This window comes from Nitrosopumilus piranensis, from assembly GCF_000875775.1.
Classification (GTDB): domain Archaea; phylum Thermoproteota; class Nitrososphaeria; order Nitrososphaerales; family Nitrosopumilaceae; genus Nitrosopumilus; species Nitrosopumilus piranensis.
This window is the reverse complement of the sequence record NZ_CP010868.1, coordinates 1187672-1201471: the sequence shown is the minus strand read 5'-3', so window position 1 is coordinate 1201471 and position 13800 is coordinate 1187672. Positions and strand designations below refer to the sequence as shown.

General features: G+C 32.5%; 18 protein-coding genes. 8 read left to right on the top strand and 10 right to left on the bottom strand.

Going from position 1 to position 13800, the window contains the following annotated elements; translation table 11 throughout:
• The first annotated feature begins 11 nt into the window (after positions 1 to 11).
• Positions 12 to 263 carry a hypothetical protein gene (locus NPIRD3C_RS07245; RefSeq protein ID WP_148703513.1) on the top strand — a complete coding sequence of 84 codons (252 nt, stop codon included), beginning with the start codon at positions 12 to 14 and terminating at the stop codon, positions 261 to 263.
• A 17-nt stretch (positions 264 to 280) separates the two neighbouring features.
• Here NPIRD3C_RS07245 and NPIRD3C_RS10660 read toward each other — a convergent pair whose 3' ends face one another.
• From NPIRD3C_RS10660 to NPIRD3C_RS07235, 3 genes are all read right to left on the bottom strand, one after another.
• Positions 281 to 424: a DUF5679 domain-containing protein gene (locus tag NPIRD3C_RS10660; RefSeq protein ID WP_012215116.1), complete on the bottom strand. Its 144-nt coding sequence runs from the start codon at positions 422 to 424 to the stop codon at positions 281 to 283.
• A 313-nt stretch (positions 425 to 737) separates the two neighbouring features.
• Positions 738 to 2183, bottom strand: coding sequence for an FAD-binding oxidoreductase (locus NPIRD3C_RS07240; RefSeq protein ID WP_148703512.1), 1446 nt, complete (start codon positions 2181 to 2183; stop codon positions 738 to 740).
• 9 nt (positions 2184 to 2192) lie between these two features.
• On the bottom strand, positions 2193 to 3506 hold the full coding sequence (locus tag NPIRD3C_RS07235; protein ID WP_148703511.1) for an HD domain-containing protein: 1314 nt from the start codon (positions 3504 to 3506) through the stop codon (positions 2193 to 2195).
• 98 nt (positions 3507 to 3604) lie between these two features.
• On the opposite strand from NPIRD3C_RS07235, the gene NPIRD3C_RS07230 reads away from it, so the two are divergent.
• Positions 3605 to 4009 (top strand): hypothetical protein, encoded by a 405-nt coding sequence (locus NPIRD3C_RS07230; RefSeq protein ID WP_148703510.1) that lies wholly within the window; start codon positions 3605 to 3607, stop codon positions 4007 to 4009.
• Here NPIRD3C_RS07230 and NPIRD3C_RS07225 read toward each other — a convergent pair.
• Together NPIRD3C_RS07225 and NPIRD3C_RS07220 are read right to left on the bottom strand one after the other, a co-directional pair.
• Positions 4006 to 4554, bottom strand: coding sequence for a DnaJ domain-containing protein (locus NPIRD3C_RS07225; RefSeq protein WP_148703509.1), 549 nt, complete (start codon positions 4552 to 4554; stop codon positions 4006 to 4008). The two genes, NPIRD3C_RS07230 and NPIRD3C_RS07225, sit on opposite strands and share 4 nt — an antisense overlap.
• A gap of 10 nt (positions 4555 to 4564) precedes the next feature.
• Positions 4565 to 5008, bottom strand: coding sequence for an Lrp/AsnC family transcriptional regulator (locus NPIRD3C_RS07220; RefSeq protein ID WP_148703508.1), 444 nt, complete (start codon positions 5006 to 5008; stop codon positions 4565 to 4567).
• Between the two features lie 123 nt (positions 5009 to 5131).
• Here NPIRD3C_RS07220 and NPIRD3C_RS07215 point away from each other — a divergent pair, with 123 nt between their 5' ends.
• From NPIRD3C_RS07215 to NPIRD3C_RS07205, 3 genes are all read left to right on the top strand, one after another.
• Positions 5132 to 5359 (top strand): tetratricopeptide repeat protein, encoded by a 228-nt coding sequence (locus NPIRD3C_RS07215; RefSeq protein ID WP_148703507.1) that lies wholly within the window; start codon positions 5132 to 5134, stop codon positions 5357 to 5359.
• A gap of 107 nt (positions 5360 to 5466) precedes the next feature.
• A complete protein-coding gene (locus tag NPIRD3C_RS07210; protein ID WP_148703506.1) occupies positions 5467 to 6501 on the top strand; it encodes a hypothetical protein in 1035 nt (344 codons plus the stop codon).
• A gap of 178 nt (positions 6502 to 6679) precedes the next feature.
• Positions 6680 to 7153 (top strand): tetratricopeptide repeat protein, encoded by a 474-nt coding sequence (locus tag NPIRD3C_RS07205; RefSeq protein WP_182126827.1) that lies wholly within the window; start codon positions 6680 to 6682, stop codon positions 7151 to 7153.
• Here NPIRD3C_RS07205 and NPIRD3C_RS10655 read toward each other — a convergent pair.
• Positions 7140 to 7313, bottom strand: coding sequence for a C2H2-type zinc finger protein (locus NPIRD3C_RS10655; protein ID WP_182126732.1), 174 nt, complete (start codon positions 7311 to 7313; stop codon positions 7140 to 7142). The genes NPIRD3C_RS07205 and NPIRD3C_RS10655 overlap by 14 nt on opposite strands.
• A 76-nt stretch (positions 7314 to 7389) precedes the next feature.
• Between NPIRD3C_RS10655 and NPIRD3C_RS07200 the strand changes: the two genes are divergently transcribed.
• Entirely contained in the window at positions 7390 to 8487 is a 1098-nt protein-coding gene (locus NPIRD3C_RS07200) for a radical SAM protein (protein WP_148703504.1), read from the top strand.
• Here NPIRD3C_RS07200 and NPIRD3C_RS07195 read toward each other — a convergent pair.
• The 4 genes from NPIRD3C_RS07195 to NPIRD3C_RS07180 form a co-directional block, all read right to left on the bottom strand.
• On the bottom strand, positions 8484 to 8789 hold the full coding sequence (locus NPIRD3C_RS07195; protein ID WP_148703503.1) for an MTH1187 family thiamine-binding protein: 306 nt from the start codon (positions 8787 to 8789) through the stop codon (positions 8484 to 8486). The genes NPIRD3C_RS07200 and NPIRD3C_RS07195 overlap by 4 nt on opposite strands.
• Before the next feature lie 38 nt (positions 8790 to 8827).
• Positions 8828 to 9121: a cytochrome c-type biogenesis protein gene (locus NPIRD3C_RS07190; protein ID WP_148703502.1), complete on the bottom strand. Its 294-nt coding sequence runs from the start codon at positions 9119 to 9121 to the stop codon at positions 8828 to 8830.
• A 266-nt stretch (positions 9122 to 9387) separates the two neighbouring features.
• Positions 9388 to 9678 carry a hypothetical protein gene (locus tag NPIRD3C_RS07185; protein ID WP_148703501.1) on the bottom strand — a complete coding sequence of 97 codons (291 nt, stop codon included), beginning with the start codon at positions 9676 to 9678 and terminating at the stop codon, positions 9388 to 9390.
• A gap of 27 nt (positions 9679 to 9705) precedes the next feature.
• On the bottom strand, positions 9706 to 10533 hold the full coding sequence (locus NPIRD3C_RS07180; RefSeq protein ID WP_148703500.1) for an MqnA/MqnD/SBP family protein: 828 nt from the start codon (positions 10531 to 10533) through the stop codon (positions 9706 to 9708).
• Between the two features lie 84 nt (positions 10534 to 10617).
• Here NPIRD3C_RS07180 and NPIRD3C_RS07175 point away from each other — a divergent pair, with 84 nt between their 5' ends.
• Both NPIRD3C_RS07175 and NPIRD3C_RS07170 read left to right on the top strand, forming a co-directional pair.
• Positions 10618 to 11523 carry a phosphoheptose isomerase family protein gene (locus NPIRD3C_RS07175; RefSeq protein WP_148703499.1) on the top strand — a complete coding sequence of 302 codons (906 nt, stop codon included), beginning with the start codon at positions 10618 to 10620 and terminating at the stop codon, positions 11521 to 11523.
• Positions 11524 to 11572: 49 nt separating this feature from the next.
• Entirely contained in the window at positions 11573 to 13765 is a 2193-nt protein-coding gene (locus NPIRD3C_RS07170; RefSeq protein ID WP_148703498.1) for an elongation factor EF-2, read from the top strand.
• The last annotated feature ends 35 nt before the right edge of the window (positions 13766 to 13800 follow it).

Genomic DNA, 13800 nt, shown 5'->3' with positions numbered 1-13800 from the left:
GTAATTGTGTAATGGACTTTATGCTTGAAGAAGAACTAATTGATCTGATGACATTTTGTCTACAAAATCCAAATTCTTCTGAAATCCCTGAAAAACATAAGAGAATTACTGAGATAGGCCACGAACTATATGCTGATGGTGGAATTGATGCACTAGAAAACTTCTTTTTTGTATTAAAAAATAGAATTACTGAAGAAATAGAAAAAGATCCATCCCCAATGCGTTCGCTATGGAATGGCCTTACTGATGAATGGCAGTACTAAATTTCTATATAAGAAATCTATCCTCTACCGATTCTAAAAATGGCAGTACTGCATGTTGGGCATGTGCCTTTGATTGCAGGTTTACCATTTTTCATTGTGTATGGTTTAGCGCCACCGATTTCTCGTTTGTCTCGGCATTTTACGCAATATCCTATTGTCATACCCTCACTAGGCTCAAGGTTCTATTAGCAAGAACTTGTTGAATTTTTTTCACTAAGAGGCAAATCTCCGATCTTAATTATTACATTCTGGATTCATTTTTTTCGTAATGGATGTAATTTGGGTAAATTTAGCAACAAGTTCTGCATATTTTTTAAATATTAGATATTTTTCATTTTCATTTTTTGTATTATAACTTTATTTTGAGTTCACAAAAATTATTTTTTAATTTTAAATAATTAAAATTAGTTTTAAATTCTTTATCTGATCTCTTTTAAAATATTTTAAACAATTAGTTTGATATCGAATTCAAAATTAGATTTTCTCAAAATTTCTAATTACTGTACTTTTTTTAGTCATTATTTTTCCTGGATTTAATATCATTTTTGGATCAAATAATTTCTTAATTTCTTTAAATGTTTCATAGTTTGTTTTCCCATATTGTTTTTTGATAAATTCTGAACGTGCTAAACCATCTCCATGTTCTGCAGTAATTGTTCCGCCAATCTTGATTATTTCATCAAAATACTCCATTGCAATTTTTTTAATTGTTGACATTTTTCTTCTCTTTGAAATTAGTCTAACATGTAGATTGCCGTTTCCTATATGTCCGTATATGACTGATTTTGTCTGAAATTTTTTGTTAATTTTCTTTAAAATCAAAAATAATTTTGGCAATTTTTCTATTGGTACTGCTGCATCCTCAATTATGTGGGGAATTCTATTTTCTTTCTTTATGCTTTTGAGGCTATAAAATAATGATGAATCTCTATATTTCCACCATTGATGAATATCTTGTTTTTTTGTTAGTTTTTTTACAATATTTCCTGAAATAATTGACTTTATTTTTCTCTCGTTTAGAGTAATCTTTTCATCATATTCTACAAAAAGTAAACATTCTGTATTTTTTTGAAAAATATAATTTATTTGTTTTAATGTGGTATGATCTACAAACTCAATTGCAGAAGGATTTGTATTGTTTATTTTGATACAATCATTTATTGCATTTTTAACTGAACTATATTCTATTACGAAAAGAATTCTTTTTTTTGGTATGTCTTTAATTTTGAGTTTTGCTGATGTTATAATTCCTAATGTTCCCTCTGAACCAATAATAATTTTATGAGTATCTTTTCCTGATTTTATTTTATCAATTCTATATCCTGAAGAATTTTTTGAAACATTTGGAAACTGTTTCTCATCTACACTAATTTTACTTTGAATTTTATTTGAAATTTTTTTATCTTTTGGTAGAATAATTTTTTTACCGTTACCATCGATTACTGTTATCTCAATTACATTGTCAATTACACTTCCATACTTTAGACTTCTACTTCCACTTGAATTATTTCCAAGCATTCCTCCTACAGAACAAAAGGAACCAATCGATGGATTTGGTGGAAAAATTTTTTTCTTTTCCTCTAATTTTTTATCTAATTTACCTTTGATTGTTCCTGGACCTACAGTTGCATGATTTTTGAATATTTTTATTGAATCAAAATTTTTCATATCTAAAATAATTCCATTATTTAGTGCACTACCAACTAACCCCGTGCCTGCACCACGCACAGTTACTGTTGTTTTAAATTTTTTTGCTATCTTAATTGTATTGATGATGTCTTTTTCATTTTTTGGAATAACTATCATTTTTGGAATGATTTGATATGAACTTGCATCTACTGAGTAAAATTTTTGAAACTCTTTTTCTGAATGTATTTGACCTTGAATTGCTTTTGATAATACTGTTTTCAAAGAATTCATTTGATGAATCTAAATCTTGATTCGATAATAATCCCATCGTTCAGGATCAAACTGTGCTACAAACTCTGCTTGCTCTTTTTCAATTCTTGCCTGAATCACATCTCTAAGTGCAAAACTTGTAAGATACTTGAATTTTTTTGAGTGAGCCTGCATTACAAACATGTGGCGCATCTCACTGCCTCCTTTTAATCCCCAATACCCCATCTTTACTGCGATTGGTTCCAAAAATACTGTATTTCCTAGACCATAGTTTTCATCTCTAATTTCTTCTCTTAGATTATAATTTTCAAGAGCGCCACCCTTGGCATATCCTACAATTTCTCCTTTTTTTCCATTTAATCTTAGTGTGGTGATAATGGTGTCTGGATCTTTTATTGACTCTTCAAATTTGTCTGTGAATTGTAAAGGTCTAGGCAGTTCTAATAATATGTCATGTAACGAATTGATAAAATTTGGATCATTTCTAGTAGACATGCATTCGATAGTTGGCACTAATCTAAGATTTCTATATGCACAATCAGCTTGAATGGTAATTTCTTGTTGTCTGATTCTCATAAATGATAAAACTGTGTCAAAAAAATTCTTTCTCATTTCATTTGAAAGTATTTTGAGAACAGGCTTTACCATCTCTGTTTCTTTGTTTAACAGCTCTTCGAAATATGCTACTGCGCTTCTAACAATTAATGATGGTCTCCATGCTAGTGCATGTGCATTCATTTTTGCCATTTCCATAGCCTTGGAAAAATCGCCTAATGCGTATCCACTAACTCTGTCAACTACTGTGAGATACCATCCCATATTCATGATGTGTTGTTGATATTCGATGTTGTTTCTAGTCAATTCTGAATTTTGAAAACATTGCTTGATTTGCTCTTCAGCATTTTTTTTAAGTTGACCTGCCCAAGGATATGTTGTTCTTAAGATTAACACTTTGATTATTTCTAAATCAATTTTTGCAGTTTTAATTAATTGACCAAGTTTTTTGTCAGTTGCAATAAATTTTAAAACACTTTCTTCATGAGGTTTGTCGACACTTTTTTCTGGATCAAAATCATGAAACAATGCTGCAACATATAGATATTTTATGTCCTCATGTGTGAATTTTATTTTTTCTTGTTTTGCAGCTAATAATGAAAAATATGTTACTTCTAATTCATGATTGATATTATGATATCCATAATAATCTCTACCAAGACCCCTACTTTCAAACAAGTCAATAGTGTAATCTAGCATTTCTACATAGCAATCGTCTTCTAGTCTATTCTCTATCAATAAATCTAAAATATTATTTCTCATTACCTGCGTATTTGCAAATAATTGCATTATTCATCAGTCTTTTTTCTTATTTTTAAAGTTGATCTGATTGAAATTTTAATTTCCTGTAGAAAGATTCAATAGAATTACTATTTTGCTATTTTTAAATGACTGTTGATGAAAACATTTTAAAATTTTTAATTGATTCAACAAAATCTGATTCTCTTGAATTCAAACTCGATTTAAAAGATAATTCATACATATTGACAGATGTTTCTGTAACTTATTCTCCTATTCCAGTAAACAAACCCACCACCCGTGGTGGGGTATATTTTTCAGAAAAATTTGCTTATAAGATGAAGGGTACAATTAAGGATCTTTCTGTAGTTCCATTACTTACAAAAAAGATGCTTGGACCAAATACAGAATTTGGCGAAATAAAAATCACAACTATTGTGAGCATTAATGATTCCACAAAAAATTTGGAAATTTTCACAAATCTAACAAATAGTGTTCAAACACCTGATTCAATTGAACTTAGTATGATTATTGTAAAACTAGAATCAGTTTAATCTACAAAATACTTGTCATATCTTTCTTTACTTTCTTTATCTGAAAGTACTTCGTAAGCTTTGTTTAGTTTTGACATCTCTTCTTCAGAGTCTTTTTTTGTTATATCTGGATGTGTCTTTTTTGCTAGTTCTCTGAATTTACTCTTTATCTCTTCTTGTGTTGCATCCTTTGAAACCCCTAAAATTTTATAGTAATTTGGTAATTCATTATTTTTTACAGCATCTCTAAATTCTTTATCTTTAATGGTGTTTCTTCTTTTTCCAATCTCTTCGTAATCATCTCCCCAATCAGAATGATATTTTTCTTGTGTCTTGTCTTTTTTTGATTCTAACTCTTCTTTATCATATGATGTCTTTCTTCTAAGAATGATATCTCTAGCTAAAAACAAGAATAATCCAATTATAGCTATTGCAAACCCTCCAAATAGAATAATTTTTTCCTCATCTGAAACTTCAAGTTCCATATCTAATTCTTCATTTTGTCCGTATGATTGTTGTATTAGAAATAACATTACTAAAACTAGAAAAATACTTACAATTTTCAATTCTTTTTCACTATGCTAATCTAAAATCTTCTTTTGCAGTATTTAATACTACATGTGTAATTGTGTTTTCAACATTGGGGATAACTGCAAGACCTTTGACAAACTTGCTTAGTTCATTTCTTTCTTTAAATTTTGCAATAATTATCGTATCTGTTGAACCAGTAATATCATACACTCCACAAACATTTTCAAATTTTGATAACTCTTCCTCAATATCCACAACTTTGTCATTATTTGCAATAATTTCAATTATTGCAGTAAGCGAATAACCAAGTTTTTCATGATCAACTATTGCTGAGTATCCATTTATGATGTTGGCTTTCTCCATTTTTTTTATTCTAGATAGAACAGTTACAGTTGACATTCCTAATTTCAATGCAAGTTGTCTTGCTGATAATCTTGCATCTACCATCAAATTTTTTAGAATTCTTTCATCTGTCTTATCTAAATTCACACTAGTTATATTGAAAAAATTTATTTAAATTTTCACTAAATAACTAAAAATCTGTTTAATTGATTAGGCTCAAATTTTTTCAGTCATGTCAAATTTAAAACAAATGCTTGGAATCATATTTTCATGAGTGAAATTGAAGAACTTATCTCACAAGGAAAGTCTTTCCTAGAGGATGGCAATTTTGATGATGCGCTAGGATTTTTTGAGCAAGCCCTTCTTTTGAATCAAGATGATCCTGACTTGTGGAATTACAAAGGAATTACACTTCGCAGTCTTGGGAGATACGAAGAAGCAATGGATTGTTTTAACAAATCATTGCAAATTGATCCTCGTGATAGGTATTCTTCTTGATTTTATATTGAATCTATATTATTATTTCATATATTATGAAAAATAACTTAATTCTGTATGATAATAAAAGATAGAACCCTTATCAATATATGATCTTATTGTATTCTGTGACAAAAGAACCTCCCACACTAGTCTCACTTGTAAAAAAAACTGCAGTTTATGGTACAGATTTGTGGTTATTCCCAGTAGTAGATGATTCCCAAGGTTTAGTTTTGTCTGCAGAAACAAACGGAGAAATTATTATGTCTAGAGTTGATCCTCTTAATCCCCCATCTTTTGGTTCGCCATCTTGGACTACAGTTGCAACTTCAGTAGATTCTGGTGGTGAAAATATTGCAGATCACTGGCATGTTTTTGCTCATGGGTATCATTGGATTTCATTTTCCACAGCAAGTGCAAAGAAGTGTTTTTTGTTAAAACTAGATAGTAATTTTAATCGTATTGGAAAATTTTCAGTATACAGCAGTCGAAATTCAAAAGGATTCCCAAATACAGTAACAAATGATCATTTTCTTGTAGAAGAAAAAAATGGTATTGCAGTTGCACTTTTTCAACATGGTGACAAATCTTCCACTGGTAAACCTCGAATGATTATTTGCAAGTTTGGCATTAATGGAATTGGAAAAGGTGTCAAAACTGTTCCTGCTGATTCTCACCATAACTACTCAAACGGTGGCACTGCTTATTTACAAACGGGAAGATGCCCTGCTCATGTGTCTCCATGCTTTATGGCATTCATGCCTGAAAAAATAGTTGAAACAGTTGAAGGTAGCTTAATTCATTTAATTGTTGATAAAAAATGGCAAATTACATCAAGTTCAAAAATTCTTCAAAAAACTGGTCATAACTATTCAATGTCTTCTATGGTATATTGGAAAAATAATTTTGGTATACTTACGGTAAAAGATTATAATCTAAAAAAGAAAGTAAAATTTCCATCTGGTGCAAATATCATGAGATATGTTGTAGATGGAAAATTCAAGCAATATGGTAAAAAAACAATTGTTTTAGGCAATGCTCATAGACCTCATACTACACTATACAGTACAAAAACAAGAAGAAAAATGAACTTCTTGATTACTTGTTGGGATCAGTCAAATAGCAAGCCTCAAGGATACATGCGAGTGGATAGAATTTCCTGATCTGAAGTTAATCCACAGTTTACCTCTAATCAATAATTAATCAAAAAATCTAATTTTATACCATATTATCATAAACCGATCATGGAGGTAAATTCATTGTTTGTACGTATAATATCTTGTAAAGTAAAACTACTTTATTAACAAAATATTATCTGATATATTGAATAATACAAAAAAGATGTTGTCTCAAGCCTATGAGTGTGTTGAAGATGGTAATTTTGATGATGCGCTAGACCTCTATGATTTAGTATTGAAAAGTGAACCTGCAAATGTCAGTGCCCTTATTGATAAAGGAGTTACATTACAAAATATGGGCAGAATTAAACTTGCAATCCGCTCATACAATAAAGCCTTGCTAATTTCTCCTGCAAACCTTGATGCTCTACTAAACAAAGGTACTGCACTGCATTCTGATCAAAAATATGTTGAGGCAATAAAATGCTATGATGAGATTTTAAAAATTGATAAAAAATGCACAATGGCCCTTGCATACAAAGGATTGTCTTTAGGTGAAATTGGACAATTACAAGATGCACTAAAACATTTTAAAAAAGCATTATCTATTGACAAAGGATTTGATCTGGCCAATATTTCAAAAGATTTGGCACAAGATTTACTGAAATCAATTAAAGAACAAACTAAAACACTGTAACATCGCCAGGTGCTGGCTCTCGATTCATCTCTTTTTCATGTGATTCAAAAAAATCTGTATGTTTTGATTTTTGATGCTCTCTGAGTTTTTCTAAATTATCAAACCCTTCATGGCATAGATAGCATTTTGGTTTGTGTTCATCTACTAGTGGGAGCACCATGTAGTGATATTGTTATCTGACTACTTATTTCTTGAGTCTGACTAAGGAATATATCATGATGGGTTAGTCTTATTGTATGCTAGAACAACTAGTAGGTGATTCTCAGGCACTAGATCGCGCCATAGCAGGTCAAGAACTATCCTACAAAGATGGTCTTGAATTGATGAATTATGATAATCTGCACTTGCTTGGAGCAGTAGCTGATGCCCGAAGAAAGGAACTAGTTGGTGACACTGTAACTTTTGCAGCATCATACTACATGAATTACACAAATGTGTGTGCTGCAAGTTGTCAGATGTGTGCATTTTATAGAAAAGATGGTGCTGAAGATGCTTACACATTAACTCCTCAAGAAATTGAACAGCGAGTAGGAATTGCAAAACAGATGGGTGCAACTGAAGTACACATTGTTGGAGGGTTTCATCCCAAACTTCCCCTTGAATACTATGAAGACATGATGAAAATAATTAAGAAAAATCATCCCAAACTAAACATCAAAGCATTAACTGCAGCAGAGATTTTTTATCTATCAAAACTTACAAAAAATTCCACTAAAGAAATTCTGTCTAGACTGAAAGATGCTGGACTTGATTCAATGCCTGGTGGTGGAGCAGAACTATTTCATCCAGAAATTAGAAAAAAGATTGTAAGAGGAAAATGTACTGGTCAAGAATGGTTAGATGTAATTGAAGAGGCCCATAATATGGGAATCAAAAGTAATGTAACTATGCTTTATGGACACATTGAAAAACCTGAACACATTGTTGATCATCTTGTAAAAATTCGTGAGTTACAAAAAAAGACAAATGGATTCATCACACTCATTCCACTAAAATTCAGTTTAGATAATACCGAACTAGAACAAGAGCATTTGGTAAATAATGAATGTTCTTCTGTTTATGATTTGAGAATCATTGCATTATCAAGACTTATGCTTGCAAATACTCTAAACAACATCTCTGTTTATTGGGTAGCATATGGAAAGAAACTTGCTCAAGTTGCCTTGTCTAATGGTGGAAGTGACTTGGTTGGAACTGCATTTTCTGAGGAGATTTATCGTGCTGCAGGAAAACCTACAACATCATCAGTTGATGAGCTTGCAACTATGGTAAAAGAAATAGGCCGTACTCCTGCACAACGTAATACTCATTTTGGAATTTTAAAGAATTTTTAATCTAAATGTTTTTTAATTGACTCTATCTTTTCATGCATCTTTAGATGTTTGTCTCTTCTTGAATCTATCTTAATTACAACTTCTACTCTACCAATTCCTAGATTGTGAACTGTTTCTGTCATCTGTTTTGTTGCTTTGTTAATTACATCCATATCATCTGACTCTAAAACTGTCCCCATTGAATTAATTTCGTATGTGAGATTTTCTATCTTTTGAATTGATTCAATTGCTTTTGCAATGTAAAAACTTGCGCTAGTAGTTTTTGTCGCTATTGGATATATACTAATTTCTGCATGAATCAACTTTATTTCTGTACTTTAATTGGATTAAAAAGTTTGAATTACTCTGCAGGCTTTTTCTCTGATCTTTTTGCACTGCCCTTTCTACGCCTTGCTCCAAAACTAATTAAAATCAACAAAAATCCTACACCAATTAAAAGTCCATACAATAACTGCAAAGCCTGGTTTTCATCTTCTGCTACCATTAAATCAATAATCTCTTCTTCAGACATTCCAGCTTGACCTGTGGGTGGCTCTCCAATTGATAAGCCGATAACAATTCCTGCAACAATCATGGCAATGCCTCCACCAAAAATTTTCTTGTCAATTAGTACCAATTTGATATTATTTTGTATTTATCATATATTAGGAAATTGGATCCTCCGTATTTATTTTTCTTCCATGTGCAACTTGAGTGAAATTGTACCTTGATCTCCTGAATTAATTATCAGCATTCCTGCTGAATCTGCAACTTTGCAGACTCCATTTTTGTGATAAATACAATACTAATAGTCATGCTGTAAATCTCAAATGTATCTCACGAAAATTTTGTGCTCTATTAGCATAAAAGAACGATCACGTGTGACAAAATTACATTACATCATTGAGTCTAGCTAAAATTTCAAAATCCTTCAGGTGGCTTTTGTACAAATACATTGCAAATGAGTGCATCTGTTTTTTTATCTCTGTATTGAACATTGCATGAAACAAACTTTCCTTTTAGTGCTCTTTCCAAGTCTTCTTTTGTTTTTTCTTCATATTGTGGGTCGTCTGGATTGTCAATTTTGCTCATGATAATTTTTTCTGTTTTACCATATTCATCTTTGTTGTCTTTTCTAACATGACTTACAAGTAATTCAAATGCATTGTTAGTTAGAATGCCAATTACTGGACCGCCTATTCCGTCACCCATTAATTGTAAAAATTTTTTGTTCTATAATTACTTGATGGCTATGCTTAGTTCAAAATCTGGAACTAGATTTTTTTCTTTTGCCATCTCAAATACTCTTCTTATGGATTCTTCCCCAGAATCTCCCATATTGACTGTTACTTGATTTACATACATTTTTACAAATTTTTCAATCAATTCTCTTGGCTTTTCTCTGGAATACTGCATTGCATACTCTAGTGCATCATCAAAATTTTCTAATCCATATTCAATTGATGCTTGAAGATATTTGTCAAATTTCTGTATTGTCTCTGATCCTAAGTCTGTTCTCATGACATTAATTCCAAGTGGTACTGGCAATCCGCCAGTTGTCTTATCCCACCATTCTCCTACATCTAGAATTTTGGCATTCCCTTCTTGCTCATATGATAATTGTGTCTCGTGAATTACTAGCCCTGCATCGACTTTGCCTGATTTTACAGCTTCTGGAATGTCGCTAAAGTTCATTTCAACATAATCAAATTTTCCGATCATTAATTGTAGTAGTAAAAATGCTGATGTCATCTTTCCTGGAATTGCAATTTTGCATTTTTTTATCTCATCAATAGTCATTTGTTTTCTTGCAGTAACTATGGGGCCATATCCAATTCCAAAACTTCCGCCACTTCGTAAAACAGTGTATCCTGGAATATATGCACATGCATGAACTGAAACTGCTGTGACATCTAGTTGTGGATTTGTTGCTTTGCGGTTTAATTTTTCAATATCTTCAATGACATGATTTACTTCAAAATCTGGAGATGGAACTTTTCCTGTAAACATACCATAAAACATGAATGCATCATCCGAATCAGGAGTATGCCCTACTGAAATTTCCATAATTAGTTCAATTCTAGTCGTAATAAAAATCAAAACACAGCTAAAACAGATTTTCTAATATATGCCAAAAAATTATTTGAATTGATGAATACTATGGATGCATTTGAAAAAGACATTCATCTCCAAGTAGATTTTCTAAAATCCTTTCAAAAGCAAAAACCTATTTCAAAGACTCTGCAAAAAAATATCATTTTTTCTGGAAGTGGTGATTCAATGGTGTCTTCTATGTTGGCTGAATCTTTTTCTAATGGATTGGTAAAGGCAATGGATCCATTAGACTTGTACAAAAATAGATCTTTAGTAAAATCAAAACATGTTTACTTTGTTTCAATTTCTGGTAACACCATTACTAATGTCAAGGTTGCAAAAATTACAAAAAAATCAACTGCAATTACATCAAAGTCTGATGGCCAATTAGCTAAAGTCTCTAATGATGTAATTCTACTTGACTCTCCTAATAATGGAGTTTTTACTGCAGGCAGCATCTCATTTTTAGAAAGTGCCTTATGTTGCATTTCTCTAGTTGCGCCTATACGTATCTCCCATCCTGCTAGATTATATTCAAAAGCAAAATCTGATTCCAAGCGAGTCCAAATCTCTAAAAAAATTTACATCCTTGGCAATTTATTGACTTTCCCTCTTGCAATGTATTGTGCTGCAAAATTCTATGAGGTGTTGGGGTATGATGCACACTATTGTAGAATAGAGCAGTTTTCTCACATGGAGTTATTTTCAGCTAAAAGTGGTGACACTGTCATAATTTTTGAAGAAAAAAATCTACATAATGTGCAATTGACAAAAAATCTTAAAAAAATTGGAATTAATGTGGTTCATCCCAGTATGCCATCTGATAAAATATCTCAAGTGTTGTACTGTACATTTTTCTCTCAATTCATTGCACTAAATGAGGCAAAAAGAAAACGGAAAAAAGACTGTTATTTTGTGACGGCAAAAAAGATTCGTAATGTAAGTAATGACATGATCTATTGATCTTTTTGGAAGGCTAAGGTTTAATAGCTGAATCCTAGGGTTTGCGAATATGGTAAAATTCAAGTCAACAAGTGAAGTAATGAAAATTATCAAAAATAAGGATCAGATACGAAACTTTGGTGTAATTGCTCACGTTGACCATGGAAAAACTACTATGAGTGACAGCCTTTTAGCTTACTCTGGAATTATTGCCCCATCAGCTGCTGGAAAAGCACTTGCTATGGATTTTGATAAAGAAGAACAACAAAGAGGAATTACAATTTATCAAGCAAATGTTACTTTGCTCTTTTCCCAAAAAGGTACTGAATATGTCATTAACATGATTGATACACCTGGACACGTAGATTTTAGTGGAAGGGTAATTCGTAGTCTTAGGGCAATTGATGGTGCAGTTGTAGTGTGTGATGCAGTAGAAGGAATCATGACTCAGACTGAAACTGTTACTAGAATGGCACTTGAAGAGAGAGTAAAGCCTGTTTTATTTATCAACAAAGTAGATAGACTAATCAAAGAACTGCGATTAACTCCTGAAAAAATGCAGGCTCAATTAGCAGAAGTAGTTTCAAACTTTAATCAATTAATCGATACATATGCAGAACCTGAATACAAAGAAAAATGGAAGGTATCAATTCAAGATGCAAGTGTGACCTTTGGCTCTGCAAAAGATAGATGGGCAATCAACATTGATTTAATGAAAGAAAGAGGTATTACATTCAAAGATGTTATTGACGCTTATGAAAATGAAAAAGTCGACGATCTAGTTGAGAAAGCACCACTAGCTGATGCAGTTCTTGGTATGGTTGTAAAACATCATCCTGCCCCTCATGAGGCAGTCACATACAGAATTCCTCAAATTTGGAAAGGTGATTTAGAATCTGATGTTGGAAAGGCATTACTTGCATGTGATGATACTGGTCCCACAATTATGATGATTGTAAACATGGTATTGGATCCTGCAGCAGGGCCTGTTGCTATTGGAAGATTATTCTCTGGAACAATCAAAGATGGACAAACAATCAACATCATTGATGCAAAACGTGAAGGAAGAGTTCAATCTGTAAATTTCTTTATGGGAAACCAAAGAGAACAAGTAGGAGAACTTGGTGCTGGAAACATTCCTGCATTATTAGGATTAACTGAAGCTAGAGCAGGTAACACATTATCATCTGTTAAAGACATTCCAATGTTTGAAGGAGTCAAATATGTTTCAGAACCTGTTGTCCAAGTTGCAATTGAACCAAAACATCCTAAAGATTTACCTAAACTAGTCGAAGTTCTCAAACAACTAACCATTGAAGATCCTAACTTGATTGTAAAAATTGATGAAGAAAGCGGAGAGACAATTGTTGCAGGAATGGGTGTCTTGCACCTTGATGTTGCTACTCACCGTATTCAGGATGCTAAAGTAGAGATTGTTACATCTGAGCCTTTGATTAACTATCGAGAAACTGTAAAATCTGCATGTGAACCAATCATGGCAAAATCTCCAAACAGGCACAACAAAATATTCATGAAAGTTGAACCACTAGAGCCTGAAATTGCAAACATGCTAAGAACCGGTGAAATCAGTGATATGAAAGACAAGAAGATTGTTTCAGATTTGCTAAAGGGCGCCGGATGGGATACTGATACAATAAAGAGAGTTATGCGATTTGATTCTCGTGGTAATGTTTTGATTAACGGAACAAAAGGTGTTCAATTTGTACAGGAATCAACTGATTCTATAAACTCTGGATTTGATGAAGTAATGAAAGAGGGGCCTCTCTGTAAAGAGCAGATGAGGGACTGTAAATTCATATTTACTCACTTTGTTCCTCACGAGGATACTGCACACAGAGGTCTATCTCAATTAGGACCTGCATCTCGTAGAGCATGTATGGGTGCATTGCTAACTGCAGGAACTGCTGTCTTGGAACCAACTTTGGCAATTGAAGTTCGTGTACCAACTGATCTAGTTGGAAATGTTGCAACAGTTCTTTCTGGAAAACGTGGCAAAGTTCTAGATATGGCACAAAAAGGTGCATCAAGTATTGTTACAGGTGAGATACCAGCTTCTGAGACATTTACATTATCTGAAGAGATGAGAGGTCAAACTGCAGGACGTGCAACATGGAATACTTCCTTTAAGGCATGGACCGAAGTTCCTAAATCCATGCTTACAGCAGCTGTTGCTGACATTCGAAAGAGAAAGGGACTTGCTCCAGACCCTCCAAGAGCAGAAGAATTTATCGACAAAGAGTAAAAAGGCAAAGCCCCCCTTTTACGAATAAAATTATG